Source organism: Pseudomonas sp. B21-035 (assembly GCF_024748945.1).
In the GTDB taxonomy this organism is placed as follows: domain Bacteria; phylum Pseudomonadota; class Gammaproteobacteria; order Pseudomonadales; family Pseudomonadaceae; genus Aquipseudomonas.
The window spans coordinates 2,646,915-2,665,154 of sequence record NZ_CP087179.1 but is presented as its reverse complement, the minus strand read 5'-3'; the positions used below and the strand labels follow the sequence as shown (position 1 = coordinate 2,665,154).

The 18,240-nt window shown below is 64.6% G+C and carries 9 protein-coding genes; 6 read left to right on the top strand and 3 right to left on the bottom strand.

The window, feature by feature from the left end:
* Positions 1 to 216 precede the first annotated feature (216 nt).
* Positions 217 to 4,401, top strand: a complete 4,185-nt coding sequence (locus LOY22_RS12220) for a dermonecrotic toxin domain-containing protein (RefSeq protein WP_258597616.1) — start codon at positions 217 to 219, stop codon at positions 4,399 to 4,401.
* A 66-nt stretch (positions 4,402 to 4,467) separates the two neighbouring features.
* Complete coding sequence (locus tag LOY22_RS12215) at positions 4,468 to 8,799, top strand: dermonecrotic toxin domain-containing protein (protein ID WP_258597615.1); 4,332 nt, start codon at positions 4,468 to 4,470, stop codon at positions 8,797 to 8,799.
* Here LOY22_RS12215 and LOY22_RS12210 read toward each other — a convergent pair.
* Positions 8,775 to 11,030 carry a bifunctional diguanylate cyclase/phosphodiesterase gene (locus LOY22_RS12210; protein ID WP_093383320.1) on the bottom strand — a complete coding sequence of 752 codons (2,256 nt, stop codon included), beginning with the start codon at positions 11,028 to 11,030 and terminating at the stop codon, positions 8,775 to 8,777. The genes LOY22_RS12215 and LOY22_RS12210 overlap by 25 nt on opposite strands.
* Positions 11,031 to 11,169: 139 nt before the next feature.
* Between LOY22_RS12210 and LOY22_RS12205 the strand changes: the two genes are divergently transcribed.
* The 4 genes from LOY22_RS12205 to LOY22_RS12190 all read left to right on the top strand — a co-directional run bounded on the left by LOY22_RS12205 (position 11,170) and on the right by LOY22_RS12190 (position 15,029).
* A complete protein-coding gene (locus LOY22_RS12205; protein ID WP_045198745.1) occupies positions 11,170 to 12,789 on the top strand; it encodes an NADP-dependent glyceraldehyde-3-phosphate dehydrogenase in 1,620 nt (539 codons plus the stop codon).
* A 109-nt stretch (positions 12,790 to 12,898) separates the two neighbouring features.
* Positions 12,899 to 13,366 carry a VOC family protein gene (locus LOY22_RS12200; RefSeq protein WP_093383327.1) on the top strand — a complete coding sequence of 156 codons (468 nt, stop codon included), beginning with the start codon at positions 12,899 to 12,901 and terminating at the stop codon, positions 13,364 to 13,366.
* An 83-nt stretch (positions 13,367 to 13,449) separates the two neighbouring features.
* Positions 13,450 to 14,643 (top strand): hypothetical protein, encoded by a 1,194-nt coding sequence (locus LOY22_RS12195; protein ID WP_093383330.1) that lies wholly within the window; start codon positions 13,450 to 13,452, stop codon positions 14,641 to 14,643.
* Between the two features lie 80 nt (positions 14,644 to 14,723).
* Entirely contained in the window at positions 14,724 to 15,029 is a 306-nt protein-coding gene (locus tag LOY22_RS12190; protein ID WP_045198739.1) for a hypothetical protein, read from the top strand.
* Positions 15,030 to 15,275: 246 nt separating this feature from the next.
* On the opposite strand, the gene LOY22_RS12185 is transcribed toward LOY22_RS12190, so the two are convergent.
* Together LOY22_RS12185 and LOY22_RS12180 are read right to left on the bottom strand one after the other, a co-directional pair.
* Positions 15,276 to 16,703 (bottom strand): sigma-54 dependent transcriptional regulator, encoded by a 1,428-nt coding sequence (locus LOY22_RS12185; protein ID WP_093383333.1) that lies wholly within the window; start codon positions 16,701 to 16,703, stop codon positions 15,276 to 15,278.
* Positions 16,678 to 18,165 carry a HAMP domain-containing sensor histidine kinase gene (locus tag LOY22_RS12180; protein WP_093383336.1) on the bottom strand — a complete coding sequence of 496 codons (1,488 nt, stop codon included), beginning with the start codon at positions 18,163 to 18,165 and terminating at the stop codon, positions 16,678 to 16,680. The genes LOY22_RS12185 and LOY22_RS12180 overlap by 26 nt, the downstream gene beginning before the upstream one ends.
* Between the last annotated feature and the right edge of the window lie 75 nt (positions 18,166 to 18,240).

The window sequence follows — 18,240 nt, the reverse complement described above, 5'->3', positions numbered from 1 at the left end:
GACAAAACCGTGCTAGCCGGTTATTCATTTCTATGGAAGGCCAAGCGAGCCAACACTTACTTACCAAGGCAATGAACTGCGCAGGGCCTGCTGAAGCGCTTTTTACGTGCCCACAACGCTTAGTCGACAATCGACTGCTCACCCTGCAATAACTACCACCCTCCCCCAATCCCCTCATCGTCTCCTGTCGGCCTTCACCCCCACAGGACCACCCCCATGACCCCAACCACCCCCCACATCCCCCACCACAGCATCATCGAGCAAAACCTCCCCACCTGGACCCGACACACCCGCGCCGAGCACTGGCAACGCCTGCGCCATACCCTACAACCGCCCCAGGGCCACGTTGGCCTTGAGGCCGACTGGTTCGCCAACGCCGCGCCCGACCTGCGCGAGGCGGTGCTGGTCGCCCAGGCCCGCAGCCGGGCTTCTACGGCGGCACTGGCAGGCAAGCTGCGCGGCGTGCAGAGCTTGACAGGCTTTGCCGAGCCGCTGCTGGCCGAGCGCTTGCAGGCGGACTTTGGCCTGCGCCTTGAGGTGAGCCAGGCGCAATGGGTGGACTATGAAGAGGTGCTGTTTTCCCCGCGCCAGCCGCCCAAGGCGGTGGCCAAGGCACCGATCAGCCTGGTGCAGGCGGCGCTGCATAACTTTTATGCCGATCAGGCGTTTCTGTCGCCGAGCCATTTGCGCGACGCTGCGCAAACCCGGCTGGCGCTTGCCCCGGCTGCCTTCGCCGCCGCCTGCCGGGCCCTGGACTTGGGCCAGCGCTATCAGGCGCATCTGCTCAGCCAGTACAGCGCGCCCTTCGTCGCCCACTTGTGGATGACCGCCGCCCAGGACCGTTTGCGCGCCGCCGTGCAGTTGGCGCGTTTGCGCCTGCAGATCAGCGGCGATACCCAGGACCGCTTGCTGGCCCTGCTGGACGGCAGCGCCCAGCTGATGCCGGTGCAGCAACCCAGCCTGTTCGCCGTCGCCCTGCGCGAGGTGCTGCTGTTTCACCCGCAAGGCCTGGGTGATGATCAACCCGTAGTGCTGTGGCTACCCGCAGCGGCGGACGGCGAGCTGGTTGAATATGCATCGCTGGCCGAGTGCACGGCGGCCTTGCTAACGCGCTTGTGCAAGGCTGATTTCCGGCAGCTCTTCGCCCGCTTTGTCAGCACCGCGCAACAGGCGCACTTTTTCAGCGTGCTCAAGCGCAACCTCGATGGCGGCGACGCCAAGGCGGACCAAGACTGGCTGCTGCAAACTGGCGCCGACCTGCACCTGAGCACCGCCAAGCTGCCCAGCCCGCCCTTTCGCCTGCTGTTCGAGCAGCACCTGCAACAGGCCCTGGACGATGCCCGTTTGCTGGCAGTGCCGAGCGCCGATGCCGATGCCGATGCCGCGCGGCATGCGCAAATCAAGGCGTTCTGGGAAAACAGCGCGCTGAACTTTCTCAATGTTGCGGCGTTCTTTGTCCCCGGCCTGGGTGAGGTGATGATGGCCGTGGTCGCCTATCAATTGGTCGAGGAAGTGGTTGAAGGCGTGCAGGCCTGGCAGGTCGGCGATATCGATGCGGCCATGGGGCATATGGAATCGGTGGCGTTGAACGTGGCGTTTATCGGCGGCCTGGCGGTGGCCGGCAAGGCGGCGGCGCAGTTATCGAAGCTGGCCGAGGTGCGCCTGGCCGATGGCCGGGTGCGTTTGTGGCAGCCGGAGCTGGCCCCTTACCGTAGCGCTGTCGAGCTGCCCGCTGAACTGAGTGCCAATGACCTGGGCCAGTACCTGCAAGGCGACAAGACCTACGTGCGAATCGACGGTCACCTGCACGAGCAACGCTTCGATCCGGCGGTGAAGCGGTGGCGCCTTGTTCACCCCAGCGATCCCGGCGCCTATGAACCCGAGCTGGAGCATAACAGTCATGGCGCCTGGCGCTCGGTTCACGAACGGCCGCTGAACTGGTCGGCCGGGCAACTGCTGCGCCGCCTCGGGCCGCTCAGCGAGGGCTTGGGCGATGCCGAGCTGCTGGCGGCGCTGGAGCTCAGCGGCACGTCCGAGGCGCAACTGCGCCAGGCGCTGGTGGGCAATGCACCACCGCCGCTGCTGCTCGCCGACACCCTGGCTCGCCTGCAGGCCGCGCGCCGGGCCGGCAGCCGCGCGCAGTTCGAGCAGAGCTACAAGGCGCAGCCGCCTGCAGCGGCGAGCGCCGAGCTGCCGCTGGTTCGCGCCCTGCAAGGCTTGTACAGCCCGGTGCTGGCCAGTGCCGACAGTGATCGCCTGCTGCTGGCCTGTGTGCAGCGCCTGCCCAACTGGCCTGTGGACCTGTCCCTGGAGCTGCACGCCGGCAGTGCCGATGGCCCGCTGCTGGAACGGATTGGCCTGCGCTCGGCGCCCCGGCGCACGGTGGTGGTAAAGACCCTGGACGGTTACCAGGCGCAGCCCGGGCCATCGGTCGACGACCTGTTCGAGGCAGCGTTCAACAGCCTGGACAGCGACGCCCGTGAGGTGCTGGCCGTGCGCGACAGCACTGCATTAAAGAACAAGGTGCGCAGCCTGGCCTTGCAGCACCGCGACCAGCTCAGCCAGTGGCTGTGGTCGTACCGGCGCTTTGCCTGGCCTGAAACCGGTGGCTTGCGCGGCGGCAGTGGCCGTGTCTACCCGCAGGGCAGCCATGCCCTGGCCTCGCTGGTGGCGCGCTACCGCAGGCTGTATCCGGCACTGACCGACGCCCAGGCGCAAAGGGCGCTGGACAGCTGGGCCGGGGTCAACCTCAATGCCGCCGAGCAGCTCGGCCACCTGGAGCAACAGTTCGCCGGCCTGCAGCGCGACCTGGCGCACTGGTCCGCCGCCAACGAGGCGCGCCAGACCCTGCGCGACGAGCTGATCAGCGTCTGGCAGCAGGAACGCTATCGGCAATTGCCCGATGGCTCGCGGGTGTTCCAGCTGAACATGGACGAAACCGGGCTGAACACCGACGACCTGCGCAGTTTCCCGGCCATCCAGGCGTCGTTCGCCCATGTGCGCGAACTGTCGCTGGACGACAACCCGCTGGACGCGCTGCCAAGGGCCTTCAGCCGGCACTTCCCCAACCTGCAGCGCCTGTCATTGAGCAGTACCCAGCTGAGCAGCGTACCCAGTGGCCTGGGCCCGCAACTGCGGGTCATGGACCTGTCGGACAGCGCGCTGGTGTGGACCCCCGATGATCAGGCCGCCCTGCAGCAATACCGCAACCTGGAAGAGTTGCAACTGTCGGCCACCCCCCTGGAGACACCGCCGGACCTCAGTGGCCTGACGCGGCTGCGCATGCTTGACTTGTCGCACACGCAAATCAGCGCGCTGCCACCCGGCCTGCCAGGCTTGCAACAGGCGCAGCTGATCGACCTCAGCGATAACCTGCTGCAGCGCCTGCCGGTCGGTTTCGTGCTGCCCGAGCCCATCGCGCGGGCCCTGCGCCTGGAGAACAACCCCTTCGACGCGGTGACCCTGGAGCGTATCGAGCAGTACTTTACTACCCATCACGTCGACCTGATGGTCGCCGATGTCAACTACGACGGCCTGTTGTTCACCGCCAGCGACGAGCAACTGGCGCTGTGGCAGCGCCTGCAGGTGCATGCCCCGCGCCCGTTCCTGCGCCACCTGCGCGGGCTATACACGCGCCTGGATTACCAGTCCGCCCCCCACGCCACCTTGCGCCGCTGGTGGCGGGTACTAAGCTGGCTCGAACACGCCCCGGCCAATCAGACATTGATGGTGCCTGAGGTCGCCCGCAACCTGCTGGTTCTCGAGCCCCAGGCGCAAAGCACCTTCGCCCTGGCGGCGCCGAGCCCGGCCTTACGGGCCGAACGGCTGCTGCGCCAGGTGCTTGAGCGCGTGCGTTTGCAGGCGGTGCAGAGCGCCGCCGAACAAACCAGTGCGGCGTTGATTCTGGGTGATGCCGCAGCAGCGGTGAACCGCGAGCCGATTCAGCAAGCGTTTTTCTTTTGGTTCTTGCAACAACTGGGCGAAGACCTGACCCTGGTCATGGCACCTACGCCCCTGGCTGGCGAGCCGCTGTCCACCGAGTTGATCGAACCCTATCTGCAGCACCAACCAGGCACCTGGCTGGAACCGTTGCGCGAGCACATCGAACAGCTCAACCCGGGTACCGAGGCGGGCCTGAACGCGATTTTGCAACGCTACCAGGGCACGCGACTTTTCGTTCATGCCGATTGGGTCGCCCTGCTGCGCCAACGCTTTGCCGCGCAGTTCATCGAGCTGGAAAGCCAGTACGCACGCACCCTGGAACTGGCCGAGGGAATGATTGAAGATCCGCAGCACCTGCAGGTGTATCGCCAGGACCTCGAGCAGCAGTTTTTGCAGCGCCTCGATGCCCTGGTGCGGCGCCTGACCCGCAATATCGAGGTCGAACCCCACGAAGAGTAATAACTACCACCCGCTGACAGGCGTGCGGGAGCTTGCTGACGGCTTCATGCCACAGGAGCCTCCCGCATGCCTTCCAGCAATCCGCACCACGCCTTCCTCAGTCAGCAATTGCCTGGCTGGGCCTTGCATGCCAGCCAGCAGAACTGGCAGCAGCTGCGCCAGAGCCTGCTTACAGCAGGCGCCGACGCGCTATCCAGTACCCGGGCAAGGCAGTACCAACTGCAGTTACGCCGCTCGCGCAACGCCCTGCACGCCTTGCTAAAGCCTTTGCAAGGCATCATGGCCTTCACCCAGCCCCTGCTCGCAGCGCGCCTGAAAGACGCCTTTGGCCTGGATGTGGACGTTACCCGCTGCACCCTGACACCGGTGCGCAGCAACGTCGGCGGCCTGCTGACCGGCCGTGACATCAGCGGGCCTACAGCCAGCCTGCTGCAATACGCGCTGCACAACTTCAGCGGCATTTACTTCGACCCACCCAGCGCCATCCGCGACGCCCAAGGCCAGGCCCTGGCGATCAGTGCCACGGCGTTTGCCGCCGAGTGCCGCAGGCTCGACCTTGGCCGGCGCTACCAGGATCACCTCGACGGGCTGCTGGTGTATGGCGACCAAGCCAGGCAGGTGCGCGACGCCTTCGAGCAGGTACACAAGGACCAGCTGCGCCTGGACCTGCACCTTGCCCATGAACAAAAACGCCTGGGTGACAACGGCATGAGCGCCCTCAACGACCTGCTCGCCAGCAAAACGCCCGTGAAAATCGGTAGCCGGCCCGTGCGCTGCTGGTCGCTGAGCCTGTTCGGCATCGATCTGCACGATGCCTGGATGCTTGCCCCCGCCGAATCCGAGGCTGAACGTATCGCCCGGGTGTCGGAGCAACTGTCCACGCCGCTGGCGCTGTTCAACCCGCTGTCGGTCTTTTCGCCGCGCCAGGGCGTGCTCGACCGCAACCGGCTGAAGTCTGTCGGCCCGGTGTTGCTGTACCTGCCGGGAACCACGCCCGCCGTGCAGCAGTATCCCTCGTTGCAGGCGCTGCTCCATGACCTCAAGGGCAAGCTGTGCCAGGCGCAGTTTCGTGCGCTGTTCATGCACTTCGTACCCCTTGAGCAACGTGCGCACTTTGCCAGCGTGCTCAGGCACAACCTGGCCGCCAAGGCGGCGGCCGATGCCGACTGGCCGCTGCCCGGTTTTGCCAAGCTGCACCTCAAGCACCAACCGATCGAAGGCGAACTGTTCAATTACCTACAAAGCGCCCAGCTGCGCCGCCTGCGCAACGAAGCCCGGACCCTGGCGGTGCCTACCGCCGATGTCGACGAACAGGCCCGCCAGGCGCTGCTGCAGGGTCTGGAAGACCTGGGGCTGAACTTTCTCAATCTGGCAGCGTTCTTTGTCCCGGGCCTGGGCCAGGTGATGATGGGCGTGTTCGCCGCGCAGATGCTGTACAGCGCCTTCGAGGGTGTCGAGGCCTGGCAAGAGGGTGACGTCGACACCGCCCTGGCACACCTGCAGTCAATCGCTCTTAACGTGGCAGTCGCCGGAGGCCTGGCGGCAGCGGGTGGTGTGGCCGGCAAGCTGGTCAATGGCGAGTTGATGGAGTCGTTGATCAGCGTGCAACGTGCCGATGGCAGCCAGCGCCTGTGGCAGCCCTCGTTGGCCAGCTATCGCAGCGACATACGCCTGCCTGAGGGGCTACGGGCCAATGCCATGGGCCAGTATGTAGCCGACGGCAAACACTACATCCGCCTGGAGGGCGAACTGTTTGAGCAGCAGCTGGACCCCGCTTCGCGGCAATGGCGGATCGTCCACCCCCAAGACCCCGGGGCCTACCAGCCGCCGCTGCTGCACAACAATCAGGGCGCCTGGCGGCATATGTACGAACAGCCGCTGCAATGGTCGCGGGCGACCTTGCTGCGGCGCCTGGGGCACCCGGTCGAGGCCTACAGCGACCAGCAACTGAGCCAGGCGGCGTGGATCAGCGGCGTCAGCGAAGACACCCTGCGCCGTGCGCATGTGCAACACGAGCAGCCCCCTGAGTTGCTCCTCGACTGCCTTGAGCGCTTGCAGGCGGCAAACACCAGCGAAGCAGAGGTCGATCGCCTGGGTGACACCTCGTTCGATCTGGCCTTCGCCGAGCACTACGCCGGCCCACCGGCCGGGGTCAGCACCTTACAACTGGCCTTGCCGCGGGCCCTTGAAGGCCTGTACCAGCCCCGCCTGGCCAACGACGACTGCGAGCGCCTGGTGTTCGCCTGCCTCAAGCGCTTGCCAGGCTGGCCCGAGGCGCTGCGCCTGGAACTGCGCCGGGGCAACCCGGACGGCCCGCTGCTTGCACAGGTCGGCCCCAAGCAGGCCAGCGAGCGCCGGGTGCTGGTCATAGCCGGGCGCTGGGGTGGCCACGGCTGGCGCGCCTACCGGGCCGGCCTGCCGCTGGCGGAATCAAGTATTAATCGCTACCAGGCGATCCTCGATGCCCTGCCCGACGCCGATCGCCAGGCCCTGGCACTACAGGCCGGCGACGGCGACCAGCTTGGCAGGCGTATCCTGGACCTGACACAGGCCAACCGCGACCAGCTTTCTCAATGGTTGTGGTCCTACGAGCCAGGCTGGTCGGACTCTATCGGTTTGCGCGGCGGGGCGCCGATGAGTTACGGGCCAACTTCGCCGAGCACCTCGCTGCTGGCACGCTATCGGGCGCTGTATCCGCGAAGCAGCCTAGCGCAGATACGGGCAGCAATCGATGGCTGGCGCGCCGCCAACGTCAAACCCATCGCCGCGTTGCAACAGCTTGAAATGCAGTTGCAACGCCTGCGCATCGATCTGCAGAGGTGGGCCATCGACAACCCGCGGCGCCAGGATGCGATACCCAACCTGATCGAAGCCTGGCAGCGCATGCACTTATCACCCACGGCCCAGGGGCAACCGCTGTTTGCCCTGTACCTGAACGAGCTGGACCTGGCTGGCGAAGACCTTGACGGCTTGGCGCAACTCGAGCCGGGTATCTTCGCTCACGTTCAACTGCTGTCACTCAACTTCAACCCGCTGGGCCAACTGCCCGCAGGGTTCGCCAATCACTTTCCACAGCTGCGCAACCTGTCATTGCGCAGTAGCCTACTCAGCGAAATCCCCCAAGGCCTGGGTGAACAGCTGGTATCGCTCGACCTGGGTGATAACCAGTTGGCCTGGACAGCCAGCAACCAGGCCCGGCTGGCAACCTATCCGCGCCTGCAGCACCTGTTTCTGGAAGGCAACCCGATAACCACCGCTCCTGACTTCAGCGGTCAGCTCTATTTGCGTCACCTCTCGCTGACCAGCTGTGGCCTGACGCAGCTGCCGCGCGGCCTGGAAAACCTGCAGGCCCCGACTCTGATCGACCTGTCGGATAACCTATTGACGCACCTGCCAGAGCACTTCGACCCACCCCGGGCGGTCGGCCATGCGTTGCAGCTGGAGCGCAACCCTTTTACGCAAGAGACAGCGTTGCAGATCCAACGCTACTTCGCCGATAACCGGGTCGATCTACTGGTGTCTCAAGATGCCTACAGCGATCTGCTTTTTCAGGCGTCGGACGATCAACTGCTACTGTGGGAGCGCCTGCAGGTACCGCAACGCCTGAGTTTCGTCCGGCGCCTGCGCGAGCTCTATGACAGCTTCAGCTACCTGCTGGCGCCGGCCACCACGCGCAGGCGCCTGTGGCGGATTCTGGAGGTGGTCGAAACACAGCCGCCTGTCGATGAGTGGCTCGCCCAGTATGCCGGTGGCGCGCGCATTCTGCTGTTGGAAGACATGGTCGATGGCGTCCTCGCCTTCAACGGCAACGACGCTCGGCAACTCGGCCGCAACCTGCTGCAGGTCATGCAGCGGCGTTCCTGGCGCCAAGCCATCCAGGCGCATGTCGAGCGACAAACACCGCTGGAGGACGCACAATTCGCGCCGCGCGCCCAGCGTCTCGAGGCGCTGTATTACTGGACCTTGCGGCAACTGGCCGAAGACCCGGCGATGATCCTTGCGCAAACGCCACTGCCGGCGGAGGCACTGGTGACCGACTCGATCCAGATGACCTTGCAACAACTGCCCGCCGACTGGGTCGAGCAGTTGCACCAACAATTGCTGACACTCACCCCCGACAGCGACGTCGGAGTCGAGGCGGTGTTGCGCCGTAATGAACAGCACCAGTACCTTAACCGGGACTGGGTTACCTACTTGCGATTGCGCTTTGACGAGCGCTTTGATGAGTTGGACGACGAATTGAATCAACGCTTGCAGGCCGTCCAGCAAGAAATCGCCAACCCCGATGAGCGCTCAGTGACCGAACAACTGGTACGGCAAAACCATCAAGCCGAGGAACACCAGTTGCTCAGGGAATTGACACAGCTCGTTTATCACGAATTGCTCAACGTGGAGTAACTGCCATGCTGGTTGGCCGTACGCGCGGCCAGCCAGCTATCAAACTCGGCCACCGGCATCGGCCGGCCCATCCAGAAGCCCTGGCCCTGATCACACCCGGCATTGCGCAAAAAAGCGTACTGCTCGGCGGTTTCGATGCCTTCGGCGGTGATCTTGAAGCCCAGGGCGTGGCCCAGGTCGATGATCGCCCGGGTAATGGCGGCGCCGTCGTCGTCTTCGGGCAGGTCCTTGATAAAGGCGCGGTCGATCTTCAGGTGATCGATCGGCAGCATCTTCAGGTACGCCAGCGACGAATATCCGGTGCCGAAGTCGTCCACTGCGGTGGTCACGCCCAGTTCCTGCAACTGCGCCAGGACTGCGCAGGCGTGCTGCTGGCTTTCCATCAGCAGGCTTTCGGTGATCTCGACTTCCAGCAGGGTCGGCCCCAGGTCATAGCGTTTGAGGCTGCGCCTGAGGCTGGCGACATAGTCGCTGCGCTCGATCTGCAGGGCCGCGACGTTGATTGCCACCGGCCCCGGCAGGCAGTCGGCGGCGCGCCAGGCGGCGATCTGCGCGCAGGCAAGATCCAGCACTTTCTCGCCCAGGGGGATGATCAGCCCGGTGCGCTCGGCCAGCGGGATGAACTGCGCCGGCGACACCAGCCCGTGCTCGGGGTCACGCCAGCGCAGCAGCGCCTCGGCGCCTTCGACGCGGCCGCTGAACAGGTCGATCTTGGGCTGGTACCAGAGCTCGAATTCATTGTGCTTGAGCGCCCGGCGCAGGTTGTGCTCCAGGTCCAGGCGCTGCTGCAGGCGCTGGGTCATTTCCGGCTGGTACAGGCGGTAGGCATTGCGCCCGCTCTCCTTGGCCGCGTACATCGCGGTGTCGGCGTGGCGCAGCAGGCGGTCGGCGCTCTGCCCGTGTTCCGGGCACCAGGCCAGGCCGATGCTGCCGGTCACCAGCGCGGCGTTGCCCTTGAGGTCAAACGGCAATTGCAGGGTTTGCAGCAGGGCCTGGATACGCTCGATGCAACGGTCATCCGGCCCTTTGAGAACAAAGGCAAATTCGTCGCCACCCAGGCGGCACAGGCAATCCTCAGGCTCGATGATCTGCATGAAGCGCGCCGTGGCCTGCTGCAGCAACAGGTCGCCCATGGCGTGGCCGAGGCTGTCGTTGATCTGCTTGAAGCCGTCGATGTCGAGCACCAGCACGGCCAGGCGCTGGCCCTGGCTGATGGCTTCGAGCAACTGCTGCTGAAAGCGCAGGCGGTTGGGCAGCCCGGTAATGGCATCGAAATGCGCCAGGCGCTCCAGTTGCGCCTGGGACTGCTTGAGTTCCAGGTTGCGCAGGTTGATCAGGTGGTTGCTGCGGTTGAGCTGGGCGACGAACACGCTGAACAGCCCGGTGCAGGTCAGGGCAAACAAAAACAGCGGCGAGGCGAACAGGCTCATCGACGGCCAGCCGCCCAGGGGGCTGGCCGCCAGTTGCCAGAGCCCGCCGGGCACATCGACATTGACCGTCACCGGGTGCTGTTCGAACAACTGCGGGTCACCCCAGATCACCGCGCCCGCCGGGCCCTGGCCATCGGCGCCGCGCAGGGCCAGCTCGAAGCCCGGGTCCAGATCAAGCCCGGCGGTGCTGAGCAAGCGGTCGATATCGGCAACAATCGAGACATTGCCCCAGTACAGGTTGACGCCCTTGTGGCCCTTGAGGAACACCGGGCGCCGGTAGATCAGCCCGCGCCCGCCCTGCAGCAACTGCACGGGGCCTGCCAGCACCGGGCTGTAGTTGTCGCGGGCACGCTGCAGCAGCGGGTACTGGTCGGGCAGCCGGCGGTAGTCCATGCCCAGCACGCCCTGATTGCCATTGAGCGGGTAGACGTCGGCGATCACATCGTTGGGCGCCAGGGAAACATGGCGGATGTGCGGCACCGAGGCGATGGCCTGGCGGGCCATGTCGTGAAAATGCTCGGGGCTGATTTCGCCATCGGCACTCAGCAGTTGGGCAATGCCCTCGGTCTCGCCGAACGCCGAGCGCAACTGCGCCTCGATGCTGGCGCGCACGCCCGACAGGCGCGCGCTGGCATTGGCGATCACCTCGGCTTCCTGGCGCTGCACGTCCAGGCGCCCGAGCACCACCGACAGGCCGATGCCGATCAGGGCAAAACCTACGGGCAGCAGGCGATTGAGGGTGGTGCGCAGGTTCTTCGACAGGACCGGATTGTCATCAAGGGCGAGGATTCTTGTGCTCATAGGTCCGTAGTTCGCATCGCATTACTGCTTTATCGGCGCCGGCGGCGCATTGTTTAGCCAGGCTGGCTTTTTTTAGCGCGCTGGCGTTATGCTCAAACTGAAACGTTTCACCCATTACCGAAAAAGAGGTGCTGCGCCCATGGACCGTCTGCTCGATTCGCTGTTTCCCACCGCCAACGAGATCCCTGAGGCGTACCGCCTGGGTGAGCCGCTGGTGCAACGCGAGTACCTGGTCAACGGCCAGTTGCAGCAATGGGACGGGCCGCTGGCCACGGTGCGCAGCCCGGTGTGGCTCAAGGAGGGCAATGAAGAACGCCAGGTGATCCTCGGCAACACGCCGCTGCTGGACGCCGACACCGCCCTCACCGCCCTGGACGCCGCCGTGCAGGCCTACGACAAGGGCCGCGGCGCCTGGCCCAACATGCGCGTGGCCGAGCGTATCCAGCATGTCGAAACCTTCCTGGCCAAGATGCGCGAACAGCGCGCGGCGGTGGTCAAGCTGCTGATGTGGGAAATCGGCAAGAACCTAAAGGACTCGGAAAAAGAGTTCGACCGCACCTGCGACTACATCGTCGACACCATCGGCGCCCTCAAAGAGCTGGACCGCCGCTCCAGCCGCTTCGAGCTGGAGCAGGACACCCTCGGCCAGATCCGCCGCGCGCCGCTGGGCGTGGCCTTGTGCATGGGCCCCTACAACTACCCGCTGAACGAGACCTTCACCACCCTGATCCCGGCGCTGATCATGGGCAACACCGTGGTGTTCAAGCCGGCCAAGTTCGGCGTGCTGTTGATCCGTCCGCTGCTTGAGGCCTTCCGCGACAGTTTCCCGGCCGGGGTCATCAACGTTATCTACGGCCGTGGCCGCGAGACCGTCAGCGCACTGATGGCCAGCGGCAAGATCGACGTGTTCGCCTTCATCGGCACCAACAAGGCCGCCAGCGACCTGAAAAAACTCCACCCACGCCCGCACCGCCTGCGCGCAGCCTTGGGCCTGGATGCCAAGAACCCGGGCATCGTGCTGCCCGAGGTTGACCTGGACAACGCGGTGAACGAGGCGGTCACCGGCGCGCTGTCGTTCAACGGCCAGCGCTGCACGGCGCTGAAAATCCTCTTCGTCCATGAAGACGTGGTCGATGAATTCCTCGATAAATTCCAGCGCAAGCTGGCCGCGCTCAAGCCAGGCATGCCCTGGGAGCCGGGCGTGGCCCTGACGCCGCTGCCCGAGGCCGGCAAGATCGATTACCTCAATGGCCTGGTGGCCGATGCCATCGACAAAGGCGCCAGGGTCATCAACGAAGGCGGTGGCGCCAGCCGTGGCTCGTTCTTCTACCCCGCCCTGCTATACCCGGTGAACGCGCAGATGCGCGTGTACCAGGAGGAGCAATTCGGCCCGGTGGTGCCAGTGGTGCCTTATCGCGACCTGCAGACAGTGATCGACTACGTGCTCGATTCCGATTTCGGCCAGCAACTGAGCATCTTTGGCACTCATTCGGCCGAGGTCGGCAGGCTGGTCGATACCTTCGCCAACCAGGTCGGGCGCATCAACCTCAACGCCCAGTGCCAGCGCGGCCCCGACACCTATCCGTTCAACGGGCGCAAGAACTCGGCCGAGGGCACCCTCTCGGTTCACGACGCCCTGCGGGTGTTCTCGATCCGTACGCTGGTGGCGACCAAGTTCCAGGACAGCAACAAGCAGTTGATCAGCGACATCATCCGTAACCGCGAGTCGAGCTTCCTGACCACCGATTACATTTTCTGACTGCCGCTCGTCCAGCGCCGCGATTTTTGATTTGCCCAATCGCCGAAACTGTATAAATATACAGTTTCGCGCCATTCACCCTGCGGCGCCTTAAAGGAGGATCAATAAAATGGCAGTCAAACCAATCCCCGAAGGACAGCACAGCATTACCCCCTACCTGGGCATCAAGGATGCCGCCAAGGCCATCGAGTTCTACAAGAAGGCCTTCGGCGCGCTCGAGATGTTCCGCCTCGACGGCCCCGACGGGCGCGTCGGCCATGCCGAGCTGAAAATCGGCGATTCCTCGCTGATGCTTGCCGACCCGTGCGATCAGTCTGGCGGGCTGGTCAGCAGCCAGTCGCTCAATGGCACGGCCGTTGGCCTGCACCTGTATGTCGAGGACGCCGATGCCACCTATGCCCAGGCCCTCGCCGCCGGTGCCAGCCAGGTTACCGAGGTCAAAGACCAGTTCTACGGCGACCGTAGCGGCACCCTGAAAGACCCGTTCGGCAACCTCTGGTTCGTCTCCACCCACAAGGAAGACCTGAGCGTGGAAGAGATCCGCGAGCGCGCCGCCAAGCTGTTTGGCGGCCAGTAGGGCCAGGTTCGGCTGGCGGGCATGTTCGCCAGCCGGGCTTTGCATTAAGGTGGCAGGCACAGGAAGGCAGGCCAGGATTGTCCATGCGAATCATCGAAAAAAACGCCGCGCTGGTGCGCACCCTCACCCCTGCTGAAGACGAGCTGTTGCGTGGGTTTGTCCAGGGCAACCTCGAAGGCCCGCGCTTGCTGCAGGCCAACCAGCTGCTGATCAAAGTGCGCGCTGCCGGCCATTGGCTGGCCTGTGATTGCCAGCCCAAGGCCATGCCGGTGCTCAACGTCAACCTCAACGGCAACACCGGCACCCTGTTCCTCAAGAACAACCCGGGCACCGCCGAGCACGCGCCAGACTGTGCGTTCATCAAGGACGAGCGTGAAAGCGCCAGCCGCGACAGCGACACTGATGCACCACCGGCCGCGTGGCTGGCGCCCGATGCGCCGCTGCGGCTGATTGGCGATTTCAAGCGCGCCAGTGAAGCCAGCAGCGAATCCGCGGGTACTGGCGACAAACGCGAACAGCACCGATTGCTGTCGTTGCTGCTGACCCTGATCGAGGCCAGTGGCCTGAACGTCTACGCCACTCACCTGAAAAAAGACCTCACCGGGCAGTTTGCCGAGTTGCGCGGCGTGGCCAGCCGTTATCCGCTGATCGAGCGGGTGCCGGCCAGCAACTACCTGGAAACCCGCCTGGACATGAAGCACATGATGATGCTCAAGGCGCGGCTGCGCGAGTCCACGGCCTTTGGCACCCATCGCCGGCATGGCTTGCTGCTCGACTGCGTCAGCCAGATCAAGGCGCGCAAGGTGTTCAACGAGCGCAGCGAGGACGGCTTCGACTTTCAGGGCCATCACCTGCTCTGGGGCGGCAGCAAGACCCCGGGGCCGTTGCTGGCCCTGGCGATCTACTCGCCGGCCAGTGCCGGCAGTCATTTCTATGAGCTGATCCATGTCGCCAGCGTGCCGGTGCTGTCGCGCGGGCAGCTGTTTCCGGTGTACCGCGATGAAGAGCGCGAGCCGCTGAAAATGCTCATCTCGCTGATCGACTGGATGGCCAGCAAGGGCGTCAAGGTGATCATGCGCCGGCCGGTGCTCGGTGGCCAGGGCATGGACGCGCTGGTGCTCAGCTCCGACCAGGACCGGGTGCTGTCGGTGTCGCTGACCGAGCAGCCACTGGGGCCGGAGCCGGAGGGCGAGGCCTTCAAGCGCTATGCCGACTTCAAGAGCCTGGACACCTTCCGCAAGTACGTGGCAGGTTTTTTCATGCGCGGGCGCGAGTAGCGCCGTTGGTCGCGTGCGTCGCACCTTCCCTTCGCGGCTGGGCCTAACCTCTGGCACCTGCCCTGAAAAGGAGTTTGACCATGACCCGTAGCGCCCTCGCTGCCTTATTGTTTGCCGCATTGCTCGGCACCCAGGCGGTTGCCGCCGGCACCGGCCCGACTAACCCCAACCCGGACACCACCCCGACCACGCCGTTGCCGGGCATCAACACCGGCACCAACCCCACCGACACCCCACTGCCCAGCGGCACCGACCCGCGCACCCAGGGCAATGACGCCGGGCGCCAGGGTGGTAGCGAGACCGATGGCAGCCGGCGCGAGCCGAAGAAAGACGGCAGCGGCTCGGAGAATGGCGGCGACGCCGGGGGCAGTGCCGGTAGCTACTAGGGTTTGTACGAGAAGTCGCCGAGCGGCGATCAGGCAAGGCGAAAACAGGCGAGGAACGGCCGGGGTCGCGCACGACTTTACGAGTTGTAAATGAGCATTCCGAGCCTGTTTTCAACGCAGCATGATCGTCGCGCAGGCACTTTTCGTACAAAGCCTAGGGCTGACCTCCAATGTGGATCTGATTACGACCGCTGCGCGCTCGATCGCGGGTCCAGCCCGCTCCCACAGGTTTGGCATTATGTACGCCTACCACTGGCGCTTGTCCGGCCGGGTCAGGCCGAGCTTTTCGATCCGGTAGCGCAACATGTCCCGGCTCAGGCCCAGCAGCCGCGCCGATTTGGTGACGTTCCAGTCGGTGCGGTCGAGCATCTTGCGCACCATGTCGCGCTCCACTTCCGGCAAGCTCGCCGAGGCCATGGCCTCAGCATTGCCGAACGCCTCATGCACGGCAGGCGCCGGCATTTCCAGCGGCTCGTCGACCAGGCTCATGCACACGTTGAGCTGGTGCGGGGCGATCAGGTCCTGGGGCGCCAGCAACACCGTCTGTTCAAGCATGTTGCGCAACTCGCGCACGTTGCCCGGCCAGCTGTAGTTGAGCATCAACTCCTCGGCCTCGTCGCAAAAGCGCAGGTTGGGCTTGCCATAGCGTTTGCCATGCAGGGCAAGAAAATGCCGGGCCAGCAGCAGGATGTCTTCACCCCGGGCATACAGCCTGGGCACCTTGATCGAGATAATGCGCAGGCGAAAGAACAGGTCACGGCGAAACTTGCCCTGCTGGACCATCTGCTCCAGGTTGCAGTTGGTGGCGCTGATGATGCGCAGGTCAACCTTGCGCTCCTTCACCGCGCCTATCCGGCGAATGGTGCGGTCTTCCAGTAGCTTGAGCAGCTTGGCCTGCAGCAGCAGGTCCATTTCGCCAATCTCGTCGAGGAACAAGGTGCCGCCGTCGGCCGCCTCGACCAGGCCCACCCGGCGATCCTTGGCATCGGTAAACGCGCCCTTCTCATGGCCGAACAGTTCAGCCTCCAGCAGGTTGGCCGGGATCGATGCGCAGTTGAACTCGATAAACGGCCCCTTGCTGCGCACTCCGTCAAAATGCAGGGCGCGGGCTACCAGCTCCTTGCCGGTACCGGTCTCGCCTTCTACCAGCACCGGCGGCAGGTCGCCGCTGGCCATGCGCTGCTCGGCATCGAGCAACTGGCGGATGGTGTGCTTGAGGCCGAGCATGGCCGGTGATTCGCCTATCAGCGCCTGGCCACCTGATTTTTGCGCCTCGCGTTCCTGATAGAACGACAGGGTGCGCTCCATGCGCTCGGTGGCCAGGGCCTTCTCCAGCATCAGTTTGAGCTCGGCCAGCACCACCGGTTTGGTCAGGTAGTGGAAGGCGCCCTCCTTCATCGCCAGCACGGCGTCTTCGACGTTGCCGTAGCCGGTCATCATGATCACCTTGAGCTCCGGCGCGCGCTGGGCCAGGGCCTTGAGCAACTCGTGGCCGTTCATGCCCGGCAGCGAGTTGTCGGTCAGCACCGCATCGGGCTGACAGCGCGGCAGCTGCTCCAGGGCCTCTTCGGCGCTGTGGCAAACCGTGACCTCGAAGCCTTTGCGCTCAAGGTAGGTCTGGATGTTCTCGGCGAGGATTTGATCGTCCTCAACCACCAGGATGCTCTGCTCCATGGTCCCCTCCCGCTGCAATATTGAAGATCAGGCACACGCGGGTTCCTTCCTCTTCGCGGCTGGCCAGGCTCACCGAGCCACCAAAACGTTCCATGATCCGCTTGACCAGTACCAGGCCGACCCCGAGGCCGCCCTGTTTGGTCGTAAAAAACGGCTTGAAGACCATCCGCTCCTGCTGCTGGGTCATGCCCTTGCCGGTGTCGCTCAAGGCCAGTTGCAGCTGTTTGCCGTCTTCCAGCGCCTGCACCACCACGCTCAGGCGCCCGCCCGTGGGCATGGCTTCGAGGGCATTAGCGAACAGACTGTTGAGAATCTGCGTCAGCAGCACCGGCTGGCTGATCACCCAGGCCGCCTCGGGCGTGTCGATCTGCACCTGGACCTTATGCCGCTCCAGTTGCTGGGCGTAGGCATGGCGGGTGTCGTCGATCGCTGCCACCAGCTCGACCGCTTCGGCATCGTCGTTGACCGGGCGCAGCGACACCAGCAAGTCGCGCACCCAGCGCGACATGCGGTCGACCTGGCTAATGATGTCGCCAATGTTCTTCTGCGCCGGGGCACTGGCGATGTCCTGGGCAAGTTCGGCGCTGGAGCGGATATTGGCCAGCGGGTTGCGCAGGCTGTGGGCCACCGCCGAGGACATTTCGCCAAGGGCGACGAAGGTTTCGCTGGCCACCAGCTGGGTTTGCTGGGTCTGCAGCATGCTCGCGGCGCGGCGCACGATCCAGAACAGGCCGAAGTAGATCAGCGCCCCACCGACCAGGGTCGAGGCCCAGATCAGCACGTAGCCGCGCTGGATGCGCCGCACCAGGTCCTGGGGTTCCTTGTACACCTCGACCATCGACAGCACCTTTTGCCCGTCGCTGTCGAACATCGGGATGTAGTTCTCGATGAACAGGTACTGCGGCGCGCGCTGGAACTTTTGTTCATCGCGGTCTTCATTGGCCTTGTGGTAGCTGGCCGAGACCGGCACTTTCGAGGCGAACGATTCATCCAGGTCGTCGTCGCCGACGATTTTCTCCCCGATCAGCTGCGGGTTGGTCGACCAGACGATGGTCCGGTCCAGGGCATAGACGTTGGCCAGCAAGGTGTCGGGCAGGTGTTCGACATGGTCGAGAAACTCCACCCGGGTGGACTCGGCCAGGGTCGGGCTGACCCCCGGGTGGTGCTGGTCCAGGCGCGGGTCGAGCAGCTCGCCCATGGTGGTGCCCGGCGGAATGCGCGAATGGCGCACTTCGGCCTGGGCCATGGCCTGGATGAACTGGGCGGTGAGCATGGCATCGCGCTCGACGCTGTCGGTGACCACAAAGCGGGTCGAGACATAGCCCAGCCCGCCCGCCACCGAAGCGATGATCAACAGGCTGACCAACGAGAACCAGCGCAACAGGTTGAACTGGCGCAAGGGTCGGTCGGCTGCCTGGCTGTCGAGGCCCTCATCGGCCAGTTTTCCGTTGAGCATCTGCATCGGGTCTGGTCCTGCCGTGGATGCTTCTTTTCTTAGAACTTATAGCCCAGCGTGCACACAGGCGTGGCACATCAA